The sequence below is a fragment of the Bacillus sp. 2175 genome (genome assembly GCF_057812155.1).
The window spans coordinates 16,520-34,989 of the sequence record NZ_JBSZSU010000009.1; the positions used below are offsets into that span (position 1 = coordinate 16,520).

The window sequence follows — 18,470 nt, forward strand, 5'->3', positions numbered from 1 at the left end:
TCGGAGGGGAGCGTTTGAAAACCTATCACAGTAATGTGAAAAGGCGTTGGGCGCTTACCCTACGACGATGTAGAACGTGTTCACCGTATGCATAAACTATTAAAGGTACAGGTCGAAAAGTTATATGATTTTGTTCAAACCGGAGCTGCTTCACGTGACCAAAAAAACGAATATAAGATTATAAAAGGAATTGACGAGTGGTTTGGTGCGACACGTTTCTCTATAAATAGTTAATAACTATGAAATGAGAAGACTATCTAGATTAACACAGATAGTAATAACTGATTTAACGAGTGAGTGGAATGAAAGCCTTCATGTTGAGCTGAAACACTCCCAATAATACTCCTACATGCAGAGAAAGTTGATAGACTGCACTGTATGAAGCTAGGTAAAGACGCATGAAGAAAGTCTAAGTACATGACAACATGTATATGGCAATTGATAATGCGGTTGGCTATAAACTAATCATGGTGAGAATGACCAACTGGTCTGACGAAGATACGAATGTACGGGTCTAAAATTCGAATACAGTGAAAACTGTATCCCTTGTATGGGGTAAGTCAACGAAAAGTAAGAATCGAACCTATGAAATTCGTACTATGTAACAATGAACATAGAGAACTTACAGGCCTATAGTATCCACCTAAAATTAGATGTACAGCTAGTTAAATCGGAACGTGGGAAGCGAGAGACAACTATTTAAACCACTATCTTGGGGTTGGTTCATATAAGGTATAAAGCCGAAATTGATTTACTCTCGTGAAAGCAGGGGTACAGTACCGATGAAATTATGGAAACATAGTGGAGGGATAACCCCGAGTCATTAAAGAAATTAAGCAATAGTAACCAAATGAAGTTCATAAGGTCGAGTATGATGATGGGACTTTCCAAAAGGAAGGAGCAATATATCCATCGATGAACGCTACACTGAGAAACAGCGAGTACTACGGTATGCAATCCACCTTTGACACGCTATATGAGCGCAGTAAATATAACTGCACAAAAGGAATAGGATTATATGAAATTATAACATCAAAAGAAAATATACTACTCGCATACCGCAATATCAAAGCCAATACAGGCTCAAAGACAAAAGGTACAGATGGAATAACCATAGATAATTACAAAATGAAAAATGTAGAAAACTTCATAAAGGACATTAGAACAGCTTTAAATGATTATAAACCTCAAAAAGTAAGAAGGGTAGCGATACCTAAAGAAAACGGTAAAACAAGGCCTTTAGGTATTCCTACAATGAGAGACAGACTAATCCAACAAATGTTTAAACAAGTTCTCGAACCAATATGTGAAGCAAAATTCTACAATCATTCCTATGGATTTAGACCTAATCGAGCGACAAAACATGCAATAGCTAGATGTCAATCTCTTATAAATAAAGGGAATAAACATCATATAGTAGATGTAGATATAAAAGGATTCTTTGACAATGTAAATCACACCAAGCTAATAAAACAGCTATACAACATTGGAATAAAAGATAACAGGGTGCTAAGCATTATTTCAAAGATGCTTAAATCACCGATAGAAGGCGTAGGTATACCTTCAAAAGGAACACCGCAAGGTGGTATTTTATCACCACTACTATCAAACGTTGTACTGAATGATCTAGACTGGTGGATCTCGAACCAATGGGAAAACATGAATACGAAACACAAGTACACAAGCCTTCACAAATATAGAGCACTGAAGTCTACCAAGCTAAAAGAAATGTTTATCGTACGATATGCAGATGACTTTAAAATCTTTACAGATTCTCACGAATCTGCAAAGAAGATATTCCATGCAGTCAAAGAATACCTTGAAAATCACCTACAGCTTAATATATCAAGAGAAAAGTCAAAGATAACAAATATTACAAAGGGTAAATCAGAATTTCTAGGATTCAACTTAAAAGCAGTTAAAAAGAAGAATAAATTTGTTGCTAATACTCATGTTTCAAGTAAACAAATAAAAACTATTTTAGCTAAAACCAAAAAGTTAATCAAAGAAATTCAACATAAACCAACTGTAATATCTGTCAACAAATATAATCAATATATATTAGGAATTAAAAACTACTACCGAACAGCTACGCATGTAAATTATAATTTTCGCCTAATAGCCTATCGTCTATCACGAACCTTATATAATCGACTTAAAAACCATGTATTTGAAAAACCAATAAACCCTTCGGTTTTATATAAACGACTTCATAAAAACAACTATAAAACATACAAAATAATGGGAGTCTATTTATACCCAATAGCAGATATTCGAACTGAAAATGCAATGAATTTCAGTCAAAACATCTGTAATTACACCACGGAGGGAAGAAAAAATCACAAGAGAATTAAACAAAGTGTAGAACACGAAATCAATAAAATGATGTTCACACAAAGAAATGACAACTTGGAGTACGAGGATAATCGAATCTCTAGGTACTCTATGCAGTTAGGGAAATGCTCAATTTTAGGAACATTCCTAGAAGCTGAAGAGGTACATTGTCATCATGTAACCCCCAGAAAATTAGGAGGAAAAGATGATTTTAAAAACCTTGTGATTGTTCATAAATTAGTTCATACACTTATACATGCTACAAAGAAAGAGACGATTGTTAAATATAAAAACTTACTTCAATTGGATGGAAAACAATTGAGAAAACTCAATATGTTTCGTCAGAAATGTAATTTGGATATTATTGATTAGTTAATTTAATGATGGAACGCCGTATGCGGTGAAAATCGCACGTACGGTGTGGAGCAGGGGAAAAGGTGGAGATTGCCTCAAAACCTTACCTATTGCTATATAATACTATTCGTGAAAAGATGGATTTTCAAGGGGAACCAGCAGTTTATAAATCAGGAAAATACCGCGGACAACCGATGCATTATGACAGAGAAGAAGAATATGTAAAAGGTTTACGCAACATCTTAAAAGATTTAGCTTCAAACGTTTTAATACGTCGTGTTTTGTTTGGAAAATCTGATTTTGATTTCGATACACATTTGGAACAAGGTGGTATTTTACTTGTGAATACTGCGAAAGGGGAATTAGCAGACCTTTCAAACGTATTAGGAAAATTTGTATTGCTGAGTATGCAGAATGCGGTATTCCGTAGGGAACCAAACGTCTCGCCTTACCATCACATTATTGTGGATGAGTTCCCGGATTATGGTACGCCAAGTTCTCCTATAAACGTAGCGGCGTGAAATGGAGGGGCTGACTCTTACACAGCCTAACTATTTGTTCGAATTTTATGGGTGAAACTCCCATTCTAGGATAATAGCTCATTAATCCTAGCCATGATACCCCTACATGCGCTAACTTACACACGAGTTAGGGTCTGAAGTTAGGTAAGGTCGTAACCTGATGGCACAACTCACTAATGCCTATATGGTGCGGTGGTCTTTAAAAACATTCCAATGGTGACGAAAGGAATCCATGTTTTGAAGCGTCGTGAGGGAATCCCTTCTTAACGTGAGCAATCGGAAGGAATAACGGGAACAAGGAGAGGCTCGAAGTTCTAATCCTTGCACATAATCGGTTTCGTAATTACCGATTATGCTGAACCAGTATGTTAGAGCTACTCAAGACTGGTGAGTACCGTCGGCGTAAAGTGGGCACCTAAAGGAATGTAAAAATAAGGGATAGAACAAATGGAACTTGGGAAGCTTGCATTGCCATAGGGAGTGTGATCCTGCTTGAAACAATGCAAGTGGCAGCGGTCTCGTAGTAGTGAGGAAGCGGAGTAATGTCCGTGGAGCGAAGGGGACCAGTCGATTCAGAATAACAATGGATATTTCAAATGTCTATATGAACCTCTTCTAGAGTGGGAATTAAACAGCACATCGTTACAATCGCTTGAATAATGGGGAGACGTAATGAGGATTAAAGGACATTTGATAGATAATGAAGCACAGCTCCAAGATAAGTTAGACCTAATATACAAAAAGGCCAAAGAAGATAACTCTTCTTTTCATGGCATGATAGAACTAATGAAAAACAAGCAGACTATTAAAACGGCAATTCACAACATTAAAAGCAATCGTGGGAGTAAAACGGTCGGAATTGACAAGAAAGACGTGAACTACTACCTGCAAATGGAAACGGAACAGCTTATCAAACTCATTTGGGAACACATAGACAACTACAAACCTAAACCCGTTCGAAGGTATTATATTGACAAGGGCAATGGTAAAAAGCGTCCTTTAGGGATCCCAGCCATGATAGATAGGATAATCCAAGAAACAGCAAGAATGGTGTTAGAACCCATAGCGGAGGCGAAGTTTTTCAACCATAGTTACGGTTTTCGTCCCTATCGTTCATGTCACTATGCAATAGGCAGAATCTTGAATACCATTTCTAGGTCAAAAACATACGTAGCCATCGAAGGTGACATCAAAAGTTTCTTTGACCATATTAACCATAATAAACTTGTTGAAATAATGTGGAATATGGGCATAAAGGATAAGAGATTCCTAACCATTATTAAGAAAATGTTAAAAGCAGGTGTACTAGAAGATAATCAACTTTTCCCTACGGAGTTGGGAACTCCACAAGGTGGAATTATATCTCCCCTGCTAGCTAACATATACTTAAATAACTTTGACTGGATGATAGCTAAAGAGTTCGAAGAACACTACGCGCGTTATACTGTTAAACACGCTTTCAGTACAGGACTTAGAAAAGTAGTTAGAAAACATAAGAAATGTTTTCTTGTTAGATACGCTGACGACTGGATAATTCTATGCGAGGATAAAGTACAGGCAAGAACACTCTTGACTAAAATCAATAAGTATTACAAACATATACTCAAATTAGAATTATCAAAGGAGAAAACATTTATTACCGATATGAGAGAGAAGCCAGCCCAATTCCTAGGATTCGACATCAGAGCTGAAAAGATGAGACTGAAAAACCGTATTGCAGGAAAAGCTATACCGAACAAAAAGAAATTAAACTCTAAAATGAGAGAAATCCTTCGAGATACCTACAATGTTCGGAAAACAACCAGCTCTCACGATGTTGCCGCCCAAATAGAACTTATTAACACCAAAATTATTGGTATTAGTAATTATTTCCGTATAGGAAATTCTGCTAGAATTTTCGTTAGATGCGATGACAAAATACGCTATACATTCTACAAGTCTATTAAGAACAAACATGGTGGAGGAGTATTCGAAAAAATGCTTACTCCAGCTGAAAATCTTGATAATCGTAAAGATAGGCATAAAGGGCATAAAACCAAAGTACCCTTCGTTGAAGTTGATGGAGTTAAGATAGGATTAACCAAAATGAGTTTTACACCTAGTACTAAAGCACTCCTATACAATTATGATACGACCCCCTATACACAGATAGGAAGGACAATTTATTCGAGAAGACATGGTAAGGTCGATAAGAAAATGAGACCAACCATTTATTCGAACGACCAAATCAACCAAATGGTCTTGTATCAGATGCTTAGACAAACTAAAAATAAACGACTCTATAACTTTGAATATATACTTAATCGCGATTATGCATATAATCGTGACAAAGGAAAGTGCCGAATATGTAAGACAGGGTTGATTCCAACTAACATACATTGCCATCATGTTAATAATCGACTACCTTTAGAGAAAATCAACAAACTCAGCAATCTTGCCACCCTGTGCATAAGATGCCATAAGCTTATACATCAAAAGGACTTAGAAGACAGTATCTTATACAAACTACCGAAACTAAAGAAATACCGTGAGCTGCTACACATTTGAAATATATCTCATTGTTCACCTTATCTTAATCGCGAGGCAAAGAATAAGGATGATACTAACTAAATTTGTTAGGGGTTATCAATCTGAACCGATGGAACGCCGTGTGCGGTGAAAGTCGCACGCACGGTGTGGGGCGGGGGAAAAAGTAGAGATAACTTCAAAGCTTTACCTATCGCGACCCGTAAGGGTTAGTAGCTACCCCAGCCCTCTCGGGCTAGGATGCTACACATTTGTTCGGCCGTTTAAAGAATTCCCTGCTCAATCTCGTAAATATAAAGTAATTCTAACAATTGCTAGCCAAACACTATCTCAATTAGCTCTCGACTTCACAGAGCAATACATGTTTACCTTACTAGGCTCATTCCGTAATAAAATGATATTTGGAGATGTAACACCATATGATGCAAAAATCTTTTCAGATATGTTTGGTGAAAAAGAAGAATTTAAAGAGGCAGAATCTGAACAAGGTATTTCACCTATGCAAGACAATCCTGTTAGTCGATTAGGATCAACCTATCAGAAAGCAAAAGAAGTTGTTATGTCACCAGGAGATATTATGGGACAAGGTGCATTCATCTGTGCAGCTCGTATTGTACAAGATAATCATGTGCAACCTGTCCAACAAATTACGAGTAACTTTGTACCTAAAGAAGAATTCGCGCATGCACTAATACAGGTAGAGGAGCGAACAGGCCAATATTGGGAAAATGAACGTCTTCGTCTTATTAATGAATCTATTGCAAAAGCAAATCCTATGAAGCATGTAGACGCAGAGAACATGAAGAAATTACAACCTTTGCCGCCTATACAAGAGGATGAGATCAAACAGAATAGCTCTATAGAAATAAACGAAGAACAACAACACATTGTATCATTGGATGATTATAAGGAACACAAGTCCCAAGATGAAATTCTATCTAATGATCCTGCAACTATGAACCACCAGATAGATATTGATGATGGGGCTGAAAATAAGTTGTATGAAGAAATTAAGGAATTTATTATTGAATCACAACAAATCTCACCTTCTCATCTGCAAAGAAAATTCAGGATTGGCTATATGAAGGCTATGCAATATATTGAGAAGTTAGAACAAAATCTAGTTGTAAGTTCTTACACAGGCGATGGTCCTCGTAAAGTTTTAATTTCAAATCATAATAGTCAGCCCGAATTAGCAAAAGGTCCCACTGTTAATGCTACTCATTCATTAGATAAAAATTCAGAGAATACTATCTCACAAGGGGTAGCGATTCCAATCGAAGACAGCGTGGCTGCGGAAAAGAAGAAAAACAAATTTAAAGATATTTTATGTAATGATGGAGCAGACTTTGTGAAACAACCAGGAGATAGCGAAATACCGGTAGTAGAAGAAATGCCAATAGAACGTGTGAGTCATGATATAAAAAATGCAGTAGCGGAAGAAATTATTGAGGAAAGTATAGATATAGAATTACCTCATATGGAAGATTGCCATGATATAAATATGGAGGTAGCAGAACTGAACAAAGAATTATCTATTACTATGCTAGAGCAAGACTGGAATAAGGATTCCATCATTCATTCCGGGATTCCCAATGATCTTGAACCACTACTAGAAGAATTCCCATCTGATGGACTTCCCGTTCCAATTATAGAGACTGCGGAAACAAATATAGAATCTACTTCAATTTCAGCTACAGCAACAGAGTCAGACGAAACACATGTAGAAATCAATACGATTCCAATTACTGAAACGCTTAATTATACAGAAGAAAATAAACTTGATGAAGATGTAGCAAGAGTTTACGAATCTATTAGTATTACAGTTCATGAAAACTTAGAAAAAAATAAGGAAGACCATTCGAGAAATGATGAAAAGCAACCTGAACATAAGCGTATGAGTTACAAAGAACGCCAAGAGCGCTTAAAATCCCAGCAAAAAAATAAAAATAATACTACGCAGCCAACGCTTAATAAAATTGAGAAACCAAAGCAAAAAACATCAAACGCAATGAGTAAAGAATTGAATAATTTCTTTGATTAATAGTTTTTAAACCTCAAATTAAATCTAGTGGAACTACATTCTAGATTTTGATTTGAGGTTGGTAAATATACAAAAAGTAGCAGAATACGGTTAGAAAAACTATTCTAGATTTTCTTATAAGAGATAACTGCATACTTTAAATTTAAAAAGGCATAGTTTCAAATATGAGACTATGTTTTTTTATTGAGAATTCTAATTATATATTTTAAAATCACTACATATAAATTTTTTTATAATTCCTTAAATAAATTGAATCGGGTGAACATAAGTGATGAAAAATGAATATATAAAAGTGATGGCAATAGAACAGATGTATCTATCAGCAATGTGCTTAATACTAGTGGGAAATGAAAAGAGTAAATTCTCGACTGAACAATCATTAGAAATAACTGAAATAATGGAGGTTTCTAGTAATGAATTTTCATCTATTGTAAAGCTTTTTCAAAAAAATGAGCAGCGTATTACAAAAGAATTAGAACAAGGGCCAGCCAATTTTAGTGCGGTAAAGGAAAAGGAATTCGAAATAGAAACATCCGCTGCCTCAACACTTGTATTATTATTAAGCAGACTAGAGGAAACCTTAGCAAGTTTGTTTGATGTACTCACTAAGTTTGATTCTAATCTCCCCAAAGAATTAGACCTGTCTAATTCTTGCATGAATGAGTACCTTAATTTCTTTGAGAAATATATAGATAATAGAGAAAAAAATTTCATTATCGGAACAAGGAATCACCAGTTACTTACTTTTTGGCAGAGATTAAGAGATAATATTGTACATAGAAATAATAAGTATGATAGAGATATCTTACAACTTGGTAGAAAACTAAAAATAAGCATTTCCTATGATCTAATAAAAAATAAGTTCAAAATTCAAATGAGAGATGTAATATTATTGGCTGAACTTTGTGCTTTGATTTTAGAGAAATGTATTATTAATGGATTATGTAGATATTTTGGCATTGATGAATGGGCAGTTAAAAATCTTAGAATGCGTAGTGAAAACGCACGTGTAAATCGAGAATTACAATTATCGCATTTTTAATTAATGCACATTAAGGATGGGGTTGCTATGACTGCTATAATTAGAATCCCCAAAATCCACTTGTAATCAATCTAAAATTATTCTTGCATTTGAGTAAAAATACCATTATATTTATATTAACAACTATATAAATAAATCATATTTTACGTGAAGGACACACCTTACGTACCATCCCAACGGTACAGGTGTGTCCTTTTTTACGTTCTAGGAGGAAAAATGTAATGGCAGAAGACAAAACAAACACTCAAACTGTAGAAGAACTTGGAATGGTTTTTGAATCAGAGAATCCACACGGTGACACACTGTTAGAATCAAATTTTAATCACTTCGAGCGAGTACGTGAACATGAATTAGAAGAATTGGCCCGCATGAAACGTGAACGCACTGTAGGGAAAGGTTTAATTACAGTCGTATCTGAAAAACTATTCCCGACTAAAAACGGAAAGTCTGAGCGTATACAAGTGCTTACAATGCAGATTGGTACTCATACAACAGCATATTGTCCAATTACAGAGGCAGGTATAAACGTTCCTAAAAACCCTCAATGGTTAGTGGGTAGAACAAAGCCTGTTATTATTGAACACTTCCAAAAAACAGAAGAAGGGAACTTTGCCGTTGTATCTATCACGGCAGGGGAGTTAGCACTTCAAAAAAGATTATATGAAGAAGTAACAGCGCAAGAAGGAAATAAGGTATACACAGGAACCGTATCAGGTCATATCCCATCTGCACAAACTGTCTTAGTTGAAATTCATGGCGTAACAGTTGGGGTAAGGTACTCACACTGGTCTTATTCATTCGTTCGTCCGGAGGATATCGTCATTGGTGATGTAGTAGAACTTATCATCGATAAAGTAGTGGAAAAAGATGGCCGTTATGAATTTAGAGGAAATAAAAAGAAACTAGAAACAGATCCAATTGAAAAACTGTTAGAACTAAAGAAACGCCGTGATCGCTTTGTAGGTAAAATAGTAGGGGTAGATGCTATTGCTGGGATCTTCGTAGAGGTTGCACCAGGTATTCAGTTTAAAGGACTTAAGAGCCGTAATCTTGCCAATCCAACTATAGAAGATGCAAAAAATCAAACGATTGTTACATGTGAGCTGCTTAATATCGACGCCAAAAATAGAAAAGGAACAGTGCGTATCCTAAATTATCCGCAGGGACAAAGTAAAAAATCTAATTCGTCAATTTTCCAATTTTAATGGATGACTATGTGTACAATAGAGAAACAATTGTCTACTTATGTCCCTTCTATTCCTCATTTATCAAGTGAGGATGTACAGGGACTTCAAATATATCGAATACATGAACTGGATAAATCGTATGTATTCCATTCTTTTGACGAATTGGTTAAGTTTAAGCAGCGTTTAACAGAAGAACAGTATGCCATACTTGCTTTCATTGGTGTTCATACATCCGTTCGATTTAATCATTTATTATATTTATTCAAGGATAGATATTCACGTAAGAAAATAAATGATGCACTTCAAGGATTACTTTACTATCGTCTAATTGAAAAATGGCAAGTTGAGAATTTTGATATGGAGATCTTTGAAGAAACATATACGTTATCCGATAATGGTTATAAGCTATTAAAATACTGGCAAGGAAATATGTTTTTCTTTGCTCCAGAGCGAATTGATAATCACGGTAAATATGTTCACCTACGTTATTGGCATGATATAGATCTGCTTTGCCATCTACGCTATGCTCCATCCTTTTTAGGGCATATTATGCATCCATCCATTAGTAAAGGGGTTTTTACCCCTCCTTTAAGTTTTTCAGTGCAAGTGGGAGTAAATCAAGAGTTTAATTTTGTTGTCTACTCCACCCTATTAACAGATAAAAAGGATCGCTTGAAAAAGATTATTGCTAGATGGAAAGATTTCGTAGAGTCAGGTAAAGATATTATCATGAGGGGGTTGGGGAATAACCCTACAATTTTAGTTGTTTATGTTTCTACTATTCAGCAAGCACAGCGTATTAATAAAGAACTGTTATTAGATTTAATTCCTGGTAGAGTTTTATTATGTATAGGGGAGACCTTACATGTACAAGGATTACAACATGCATTCTATCAGCCTCTTGCAGAAGGGGAGATTAAGCAATTAAATACAAAGTTATTTACAACAAACTAAGCCATCCTTATAAGCACTTAAGGTTGGCTTTTTTACCTTTATTCAGGGAGATATTAGAAATCTCAGGGTGCATAATTCAAATAATTTTAATGGCATTTATAATCAAAAAGATTTTCTTTAAGTATCTTTTTTGTAGATTTAAAAGGAATGAAATACTCAAAAATAATATGCTAAAGTTAATTATCCTATATCTGCCCCTATACAAATTAAGGATTTTACGAAATAATATTCTTTGACACCTTTATACAAAATAACAATATATACAAATATAACCATTTGTGTGAAGGAATATATTTGAAAGGGGTAAAGCATTGCTACGTATACAACGAGGGTACATGTATGATCCAGATGATAATGAGGTCATTGTGAACGAAATTTTCTACAACGCTGCATCCGAACAAAAGTTAGGAAGCAAAATGAGTGTGTTTGCTGCAGAAAAACTACCTACTTCTATTTTTAAAAATGTTCAAGAAAGTGAAAGTATGTCCTATATGGAAAGTATGGAAGTAGACGAACAAACCATTCCAGAAATACTTTGTTATTTAGACCAGAAGCAAAAGCCAGAAAAACTTTATTTTGAATTGCAGTACATGAAGTAACGCCAAGAACTGAAAATAAGAAGGGAGTTATAAACGTAGAAACAGAGGTATTATTATATGGTACATAAAACCACTACATATAATTTTCCTTCTTATTTTTGTTTGCTTAAAAACAATTGAATATGATATAAAAATAGATTAATATATAACTATATTTATTGTTTAATTGATTCCGTTTATTCCCACACCTTTTTTGTGTTGTGGTTGAGTTGTAGAAGCAAGTTGCGTCTTGTTTCATTTATGAAAGGGCTTCTTTGAGCCGATTAGTGTATATATAGCTTATTTTGCTATGCACATTTTTAATCGACTTGAAGAAGCCCTTTTTGTGTTGTCTTCAAGTTTGGAGTTATTGTATAGCCAGCACTTTAGGCAATTATTTTATTACTTAGGGGGAAACATCATGAAAAAATCACAAAGAAAATTGCAAAATGATGCTCATTTACATGACATTATTGAAGAAATTAAAGAACTAGCTAACCCTTTATGGATCAGTTCTGTATCAATGCTGCAAGCGCACAATAAAAACTTCAATACGAAAGCTACGACATTTAAAGATATTACTATTTCTGATTTAAGGGACTTGAAAGTAAGCTTAAGTCTCATTTACGCAGCAAGGAATATCAGTCATACAAGTATAGAAGTGTTGAATCAGCGCTTATCCATTCAATCGGGAAAGAATATTACTTCCTATGAGGATTGGCTGCTTCATGAAAATAGAGGGATTATTTGTGAAATGATTGATGAATTTCGAAAGAAAGAGAGGATTCACCCAGATTCGAAATACCAATTAATGTAGGGGGATTATTATGACGAATATGGAAAGTTTACAAGCCGAATTTCCATTTGAACAATTAGGTTGGAAGATTACACATACATTCGAAAGCAACGGGCGTTTTTTCGCGTATGTAGCTCCATTTGTTGACGCACGCGCCATTCAGGACCGATTTGATGAAGTCTTTGGTATTGATAAATGGCAAGTGTCTTATGAAAAATGGGGTGAGAAAGCAACGAAATGTACCATTTCAGTGTTTTTGAATGAACGTTGGATATCAAAAGAGGATGGCAGTGAAGAATCTGATTACAATGCTGTAAAAGGTGGATTTTCCAATAGCTTAAAAAGGGCAGCAGTCCTTTGGGGCGTGGGAAGATATTTATATAATATAAAACCACATAAAGTAGAGCTTACTACACATAGTAAGGGTAAAAATGATATCTATGTTTCTTATCAAAAGAAAGGGTATTATTTCACACCACCTACCATGTTACAGCAAAAGAATAAACAAGGTTGTTCACAGAAAGAACCATCAAATGCCCAACCAAGTCTAGGGTTATTAATTCGAGACATGCAACAGCTAGTTAAACCGTTAGGAATTACATCTAGGGATGTTTTGCTTGCCTATAATCACAATCATAATGCACAGGCTAGAACATTCGAAGATACAACGACTGGTGGATTAGAGGATATTATAACTCGTTTGCAGTGGATTCATGAGGCCATAAATATTAGCCATGGGAATGAAAAACAGCTTAGCCGCTGGTTATCTACCTATATATCCGGCGATATTACGTCCTTTAGAGAGTGGTTACTTCATGATCATACAGAAGCCATTCACCAACTCATAGAACAGTTAAAAAAACAACAAAGCGCGTAAAGCTTTGTTTTATAGCAGGAAGACGAATGAACAGGATATGAGGTCTGTTCTTTTTTTATTACTTTTTTGGAGGGATTTACTATGAATTTTAAAATTAACCGTACTTTATTTATTGAAAAATTAGAGAAAGCTAGCGCTACTGTAGACATTAAAAGCCCAATGCCAGCATTACAAGGTGTTTTATTAGAGTGTAATTCAAAAGGAATGATTCTAATGGGTTCAGACGGTACAGAGACGGTAACATTAGTGACACGCTTTAACGTAAACAGTGGGGATTGTACTGAACCGGGGAAGGTGCTTTTTGCGGCCGCTCCGGTTCTTAAAACGATTAAGAAATTCAAAAGTGAATTCATCGGTTTAGAGCATACAAACAATGAGCTGAAAATCGTAGAAAATACGAAGAAACAATTTAGCTTTTGTACCATGGATCATGAAGAATATCCTGAAATTAAAATCGAATCAGGAGAAGACTGGATAACGATGACACAAGAGCAATTTGCAAAAATTGCTAGTAGAACCTTACATGCTATTGCAGTATCAGATACACGAAAGATTTTAACGGGTTTAAATTTAAAATCCATGGAAGGTGAGCTATCATGTACTGCTACTGATTCGTATCGTTTAGCGAGGTTACGTTTTGAACGTACGCATATTCCTGCTGCTAAAGATGGTGAAGTCATCTTACCAAGTAAATCCCTTAAAACGGCGTTAAAACTATTTAATAGAGAATCTAAATTAGAAATGAAATTGATTAGTGACACGCAACTTCTTATAAGAGGGGAGAGCATTATCTATCAATCTCGATTATTAGCCGGAATATATCCTGATACATCAAGGATGATACCCGATTACTCAGATATCTATGTAACTGTAGAACGTAGCGAGTTACAAAATACATTAGAACAGCTGTCGGCATTCTCGACATTAGTAATGTTTACTTCAGAAGGAACAAAATCTTTAAGAATTGAACCAAAAAACTCACAAGTAGGAACTGCGAGTGTGGAAATTCCATGCGATCAAGAAGAGACATTTACGTTTGCTTGTAATGTGGAATATCTGCTACAAGCACTACAGACAATACCGTCTGAAGCAATCACGATAAAAATAATTAATAACCAGAGACCTATTGTGATAGTGGGAGCAGATGACAAAACTAACTCTAATCTGCAGTTAATTCTACCGGTTCGTGTGTAAGGGGGCATCCAAATGAGTATGAATCACAGTGACTTCTTTGACTTATTACAGTCAAAAGAAGTCCTTCTTAATAATCAAGAACTTCGTCAATCCTTTGAATCGATTATAAATGGATTTATTGCGAATGAAATGCCTGATTTAGAAAACATACCATTAGAACATATAGATGAATTTGAAAAGCAATTTGAGCAGCTACGACATTATGTCACGTTTTATAGTGGTAATTCATTTCGTATAAATGGTCCAGATTGTGAATTAAAAGAAATGCTACATTTACATCTTTTCACTGAACAACTAGAAGATGTAGAAAAGCAGGGGCTAGAAGATGAAATATTTATTTAATCAAGGAAATGAGATGAAAGTATACATTCGGATACTACGCATACAAAAATTAATTCGCAAATATAACATCCCATTCTTAATCAATATCAATGATTTTCACAGGGACAAGTTGCATATCACAAGTGAACTATTATTCGAATCGCTTGCGCGTTTTAATGAGCAAACACGTATATTTTGTCACTTTGCCTTTGGAACTGAAGAAGACCTGTTAGATGGGACGTTATTTAGCTCAGAAGACATGTATTCGAATTTCGCTTCGGATATTAGTTCTATGGCTGCGGAAGGATGTTACTTCGATACAGCTGGTTACTATTTATGTATAGGCTCGGAACATATAACACAATCTGATTTTCAATTCGTGTTACATGAATTTTCTTTTAACACCTATCAAAGTGAAGCGTATCCCAGCCATATTTTGATTGAATTTCTAGAGGATGGTTATGAACAGTACTCATTTGATGAATGGGTACTTTCTTATTATGAAATTATAATCCGTCTTGCGGCAATGATTCGAGAAAAGACGAAGGGGAACCAGGTATGAAATTATTATTTACATACAATCACCAGAAAGTAAGAAAGTATCTACTTTCGTTAAAAATACAAAAGGATGCTCACTTACTGCATGACTTACTTGCAGATAAGAAACATGAAGAAGAAATCTACATATTAGATTGTTTAGAGCACTCAAGAGAAATAGACTTCAGCAAGATTTCAGAACAATCCATTCAACAAGTAATGGCTGCCGTTTCTTATTTAGAGGAAGACTCCAATTTCCCAATTGATTTAATTGATTCGAAAACTTTACTTGAAATAATTATGCTTGCGGAAAACTCTTTAGATACTGATCTTTCCTGCTTCTATACATCGCAATTGTATCTTATGGAGTTATTTATGCGTATGTATAGATTAGGAATTCCCGTATCAGCTTATTTCCCGACGTATTTAGAACAAGATAATTTCGAAGAATACGATTGTGAGGATTCATTTAAAAGCTGGGGTGATGACTTAATTCAAGATATGAAATTACATCACGAAGAGGTAGATAGCGACGATAAAGATACTCTAATCAAATATTCGAATCTATTTCATATATCCATGGATGAATTAAACAACATTGTTGATAATGCATGGAGTCCAATTGGTGAGATATTTTCCAATATAAATATAAAGGATCAAAGTTTCTTTCGTTCAATCCAAAATCAGTTTGATATACGTATGCTTTACCAAGCTGAAGAGGAAAAAATCTATCTTTTCTATGATGATGACACATACTTTCCAGCAATCAAACGAATTGAAATGTTACTTTGTATCTTTGAAGAGATACAGATGGTTAGTAAGAGGAATGTATAAATTAACAAACCTTTAGAGGTGATATTATAATGCGAAAATTATTTAGTTCTGAAACGCATATATCAGTTCCATACTACTTGCTATGGATGAAGTTAAATAAAACTTATAGCATTGTAAATCTGGAATGTAAATGTCAAGATAAACATGTACATTTTCGCTTGTTTAAGCATGTACAAAATCAATCATTTTCTTTGCTAAAATGATCTTTAATTCGATAGGATTGTCCTACAATACTGACCACCGTGGCATGATGTAAGACACGATCTAGTATGGCATTGGCGAGTTTAGGGTCCTGGAATACTTCGTCCCAAGACTTGAAGTTGATATTGGTCGTTAGGATGGTACTACGCTTTTCATAACGCATATCGATTAATTGAAAGAATAATTTTGCATCCTCCGGATCAATAGGCAAGTACCCAATTTCATCAATAATAAGTAATTTGTATTTTGTATAGTGCTTTAAACGAGATTCTAGGCGATTCTCAATCTTGGCACGTTTTAAATTTTGAAGTAAATCATGACATTTAATAAAATAAGTACTTGTTCGCTTTTTAGCTGCTGCTATACCAATAGACGTGGCCAAATGGGTCTTACCAACACCACTAGGTCCTAAAAATACTATGTTTTCTTGTTGCTCTAAGAAACGTAGAGAAATAAAATCTAAGATTTGTTGTTTATTAATACTCGGCTGGAATTCGAAATCAAACTCATCAACCTCCTTTCTATGAGGAAATGCGCCCATTTTCACCATAGAATGAATCATATTTTGTTCTCGTACATCAATCTCATAGTTTGTCAGTTTAACAAGTGTCTCTACGAAGGATAATTCATTATTAATGCTAAAATCGACTACGTCACCTAAATGTTGTGCCATTTGTTTTAATTTTAAATACTCTAGGTTTGTTGTTAATTGTTGATAGCTATTCTTCATTTCTATATACCTCACCAATTACTGATAAATTTTGTTTCGCCAAATTGTCAATGTTCGGATATTTAGGTAGTGACTTAGCCAATGCTTTTTTATAATGTTCTTCTTTATAATTGAGCTTAGATTGGCTGATTTTATGTTGTACAATTAACTTCATGTTATGATAAACATATATTTGATTATCATATACTTGTAAACCGACGGTTTTACCTTGATATTCAGCTGGAACTGAGTATTGATTCGATTTGTAAGATATCATGCCTGATGTATTAACTTTTACAAGTTTATGCTTAATCATATAGGAATCTCTTATCGCGCTCTTCGGGAGTGGTTGTAGGAGATTCTTTTCCTGTTTTAGGGCAAACACTGGAATCTTACCAGTCCCTTGATGAAATGTTTGATTAATTCTTGCACATAATTTTTGCACAAATTCATGTAATTCTTCAAAAGTGAATCTTCCTTGATAAGCATGAATTTCGTCTAGAAGTTTCATTGGCGCTTCTACTTTCCCTTTGGTATTTGGTCGCCCTGCGATACAAGGTTGTACCTTAAATCCAAAATCTTGAGCGAATTGGGCAAACTTATTGTTAATCGTTCCTGTAAAGTGTTCTGTTCGAGCTTCATCCATTACCGTCTTCATATTATCCGTGACAATTACCTTCGGTACACCACCAAACATTTCAAATGCCTCTGTCATAAATGACATTAAAACACTTTGTGATTTTGAAATATTCAAATGAAAAACTTTAAATCTCGAGTAGGACAATAAAAGTACAGCTACATTCACATATACGATTTCGCCACTTTTGGTTTCAAATCGTATGCTTTCTTTCCAATCTAATTGAGCTTGTTCTCCTGGAGGTGTCTCATAACGGACACCCACTGAATGACCTGATAAAATACGCTTCCCCTCATCAAAATATGTTCTAAATTCAGGCTTTCTATTAATATAAGCACGAAATGCAGACTGTGAACATTTTAAACCGTGATTGTCTGTTAGATACTGCCATAACACTCGTTTGTAGTAGAAGATTTGTTTAGAATCACTAGATAAAAGAGCTGCAATCACTTCATAATATGTATCGATTTTCGATGTTTTATTTTTTGTCCCTTTTGGTGTAAAACCATTCAAATACTTATCTATGGTACGCCGATCCACATTCAATTCTCTGGCTAATTGACTTTTATTTATCTTCATTTTTAAGTTCCCCATTAGTTTTTTAAAATTTGGTAAGTCTGAAAGACTTTTAACCTCAAATTCTGTTTGAATATCTAGCTTAATATACATACTAACCACCTCAGAGTCAGTATGGAGAATCCAATTGAAAATGTACATATTTATTCAAGCGTTAATGTACATATTTAAGTTAGCATTTATAATCTGGAACACATTAAACAAAAATACCAAGAGGAAATATATATATTAGAAAGCCTTTCAAAAGA

The 18,470-nt window shown here is 34.8% G+C and carries 15 protein-coding genes and 2 pseudogenes; 15 read left to right on the forward strand and 2 right to left on the reverse strand.

Going from position 1 to position 18,470, the window contains the following annotated elements:
- Positions 1-60: 60 nt before the first annotated feature.
- The 15 genes and pseudogenes from ACXKY9_RS29100 to ACXKY9_RS29170 form a co-directional block, all read left to right on the forward strand.
- Positions 61-213, forward strand: a pseudogene (locus ACXKY9_RS29100) (conjugal transfer protein TraG); the annotation flags it as partial.
- 702 nt (positions 214-915) lie between these two features.
- Positions 916-2,706 (forward strand): group II intron reverse transcriptase/maturase, encoded by a 1,791-nt coding sequence (gene ltrA, locus ACXKY9_RS29105; protein ID WP_016090243.1) that lies wholly within the window; start codon positions 916-918, stop codon positions 2,704-2,706.
- Positions 2,707-2,771: 65 nt separating this feature from the next.
- Entirely contained in the window at positions 2,772-3,209 is a 438-nt protein-coding gene (locus ACXKY9_RS29110; RefSeq protein WP_016090244.1) for a hypothetical protein, read from the forward strand.
- Between the two features lie 672 nt (positions 3,210-3,881).
- Entirely contained in the window at positions 3,882-5,756 is a 1,875-nt protein-coding gene (ltrA, locus tag ACXKY9_RS29115) for a group II intron reverse transcriptase/maturase (RefSeq protein ID WP_001220498.1), read from the forward strand.
- A 232-nt stretch (positions 5,757-5,988) separates the two neighbouring features.
- Positions 5,989-7,779, forward strand: a pseudogene (locus ACXKY9_RS29120) (DNA translocase FtsK); the annotation flags it as partial.
- Positions 7,780-8,050: 271 nt separating this feature from the next.
- The gene (locus ACXKY9_RS29125; RefSeq protein ID WP_000787561.1) at positions 8,051-8,821 is read left to right on the forward strand and encodes a hypothetical protein; all 771 of its coding nucleotides are present in this window, start codon (positions 8,051-8,053) and stop codon (positions 8,819-8,821) included.
- 221 nt (positions 8,822-9,042) lie between these two features.
- Positions 9,043-10,026: a hypothetical protein gene (locus tag ACXKY9_RS29130; RefSeq protein ID WP_000796704.1), complete on the forward strand. Its 984-nt coding sequence runs from the start codon at positions 9,043-9,045 to the stop codon at positions 10,024-10,026.
- 9 nt (positions 10,027-10,035) lie between these two features.
- Positions 10,036-10,962: a hypothetical protein gene (locus ACXKY9_RS29135; protein WP_000337390.1), complete on the forward strand. Its 927-nt coding sequence runs from the start codon at positions 10,036-10,038 to the stop codon at positions 10,960-10,962.
- A 335-nt stretch (positions 10,963-11,297) separates the two neighbouring features.
- Positions 11,298-11,561 (forward strand): hypothetical protein, encoded by a 264-nt coding sequence (locus tag ACXKY9_RS29140; RefSeq protein WP_015406617.1) that lies wholly within the window; start codon positions 11,298-11,300, stop codon positions 11,559-11,561.
- A gap of 400 nt (positions 11,562-11,961) precedes the next feature.
- On the forward strand, positions 11,962-12,357 hold the full coding sequence (locus tag ACXKY9_RS29145; RefSeq protein ID WP_000749569.1) for a hypothetical protein: 396 nt from the start codon (positions 11,962-11,964) through the stop codon (positions 12,355-12,357).
- 10 nt (positions 12,358-12,367) lie between these two features.
- The gene (locus tag ACXKY9_RS29150) at positions 12,368-13,213 is read left to right on the forward strand and encodes a Rad52/Rad22 family DNA repair protein (protein WP_000183552.1); all 846 of its coding nucleotides are present in this window, start codon (positions 12,368-12,370) and stop codon (positions 13,211-13,213) included.
- An 81-nt stretch (positions 13,214-13,294) separates the two neighbouring features.
- Complete coding sequence (gene dnaN, locus ACXKY9_RS29155) at positions 13,295-14,407, forward strand: DNA polymerase III subunit beta (RefSeq protein WP_001009592.1); 1,113 nt, start codon at positions 13,295-13,297, stop codon at positions 14,405-14,407.
- Positions 14,408-14,419: 12 nt separating this feature from the next.
- Positions 14,420-14,749, forward strand: a complete 330-nt coding sequence (locus tag ACXKY9_RS29160; protein WP_000062341.1) for a hypothetical protein — start codon at positions 14,420-14,422, stop codon at positions 14,747-14,749.
- Positions 14,733-15,290: a hypothetical protein gene (locus tag ACXKY9_RS29165; protein WP_000876126.1), complete on the forward strand. Its 558-nt coding sequence runs from the start codon at positions 14,733-14,735 to the stop codon at positions 15,288-15,290. The genes ACXKY9_RS29160 and ACXKY9_RS29165 overlap by 17 nt, the downstream gene beginning before the upstream one ends.
- Positions 15,287-16,099, forward strand: a complete 813-nt coding sequence (locus tag ACXKY9_RS29170; protein WP_000770656.1) for a hypothetical protein — start codon at positions 15,287-15,289, stop codon at positions 16,097-16,099. The genes ACXKY9_RS29165 and ACXKY9_RS29170 overlap by 4 nt, the downstream gene beginning before the upstream one ends.
- Before the next feature lie 178 nt (positions 16,100-16,277).
- Here the strand turns inward: ACXKY9_RS29170 and istB are convergent, their stop codons facing one another.
- Together istB and istA are read right to left on the reverse strand one after the other, a co-directional pair.
- Positions 16,278-17,030 (reverse strand): IS21-like element IS232 family helper ATPase IstB, encoded by a 753-nt coding sequence (gene istB, locus ACXKY9_RS29175; RefSeq protein WP_000798699.1) that lies wholly within the window; start codon positions 17,028-17,030, stop codon positions 16,278-16,280.
- Positions 17,020-18,315 carry an IS21-like element IS232 family transposase gene (gene istA, locus ACXKY9_RS29180; RefSeq protein WP_000275580.1) on the reverse strand — a complete coding sequence of 432 codons (1,296 nt, stop codon included), beginning with the start codon at positions 18,313-18,315 and terminating at the stop codon, positions 17,020-17,022. Before istA ends, istB begins: the two co-directional genes overlap by 11 nt.
- Positions 18,316-18,470 lie beyond the last annotated feature (155 nt).

Bases quoted from the DNA above. Each gene is read 5' to 3' on its own strand.
- ltrA (WP_016090243.1), top strand. From the start codon at position 916: ATGAACGCTACACTGAGAAACAGCGAGTACTACGGTATGCAATCCACC.
- ACXKY9_RS29150 (WP_000183552.1), top strand. From the start codon at position 12,368: ATGACGAATATGGAAAGTTTACAAGCCGAATTTCCATTTGAACAATTA.
- ACXKY9_RS29170 (WP_000770656.1), top strand. From the start codon at position 15,287: ATGAAATTATTATTTACATACAATCACCAGAAAGTAAGAAAGTATCTA.
- ACXKY9_RS29125 (WP_000787561.1), top strand. From the start codon at position 8,051: ATGAAAAATGAATATATAAAAGTGATGGCAATAGAACAGATGTATCTA.
- ACXKY9_RS29140 (WP_015406617.1), top strand. From the start codon at position 11,298: ATGTATGATCCAGATGATAATGAGGTCATTGTGAACGAAATTTTCTAC.
- ACXKY9_RS29130 (WP_000796704.1), top strand. From the start codon at position 9,043: ATGGCAGAAGACAAAACAAACACTCAAACTGTAGAAGAACTTGGAATG.
- ACXKY9_RS29135 (WP_000337390.1), top strand. From the start codon at position 10,036: ATGTGTACAATAGAGAAACAATTGTCTACTTATGTCCCTTCTATTCCT.
- ACXKY9_RS29145 (WP_000749569.1), top strand. From the start codon at position 11,962: ATGAAAAAATCACAAAGAAAATTGCAAAATGATGCTCATTTACATGAC.
- istB (WP_000798699.1), bottom strand. From the start codon at position 17,030: ATGAAGAATAGCTATCAACAATTAACAACAAACCTAGAGTATTTAAAA.
- dnaN (WP_001009592.1), top strand. From the start codon at position 13,295: ATGAATTTTAAAATTAACCGTACTTTATTTATTGAAAAATTAGAGAAA.
- istA (WP_000275580.1), bottom strand. From the start codon at position 18,315: ATGTATATTAAGCTAGATATTCAAACAGAATTTGAGGTTAAAAGTCTT.
- ACXKY9_RS29160 (WP_000062341.1), top strand. From the start codon at position 14,420: ATGAGTATGAATCACAGTGACTTCTTTGACTTATTACAGTCAAAAGAA.
- ltrA (WP_001220498.1), top strand. From the start codon at position 3,882: ATGAGGATTAAAGGACATTTGATAGATAATGAAGCACAGCTCCAAGAT.
- ACXKY9_RS29165 (WP_000876126.1), top strand. From the start codon at position 14,733: ATGAAATATTTATTTAATCAAGGAAATGAGATGAAAGTATACATTCGG.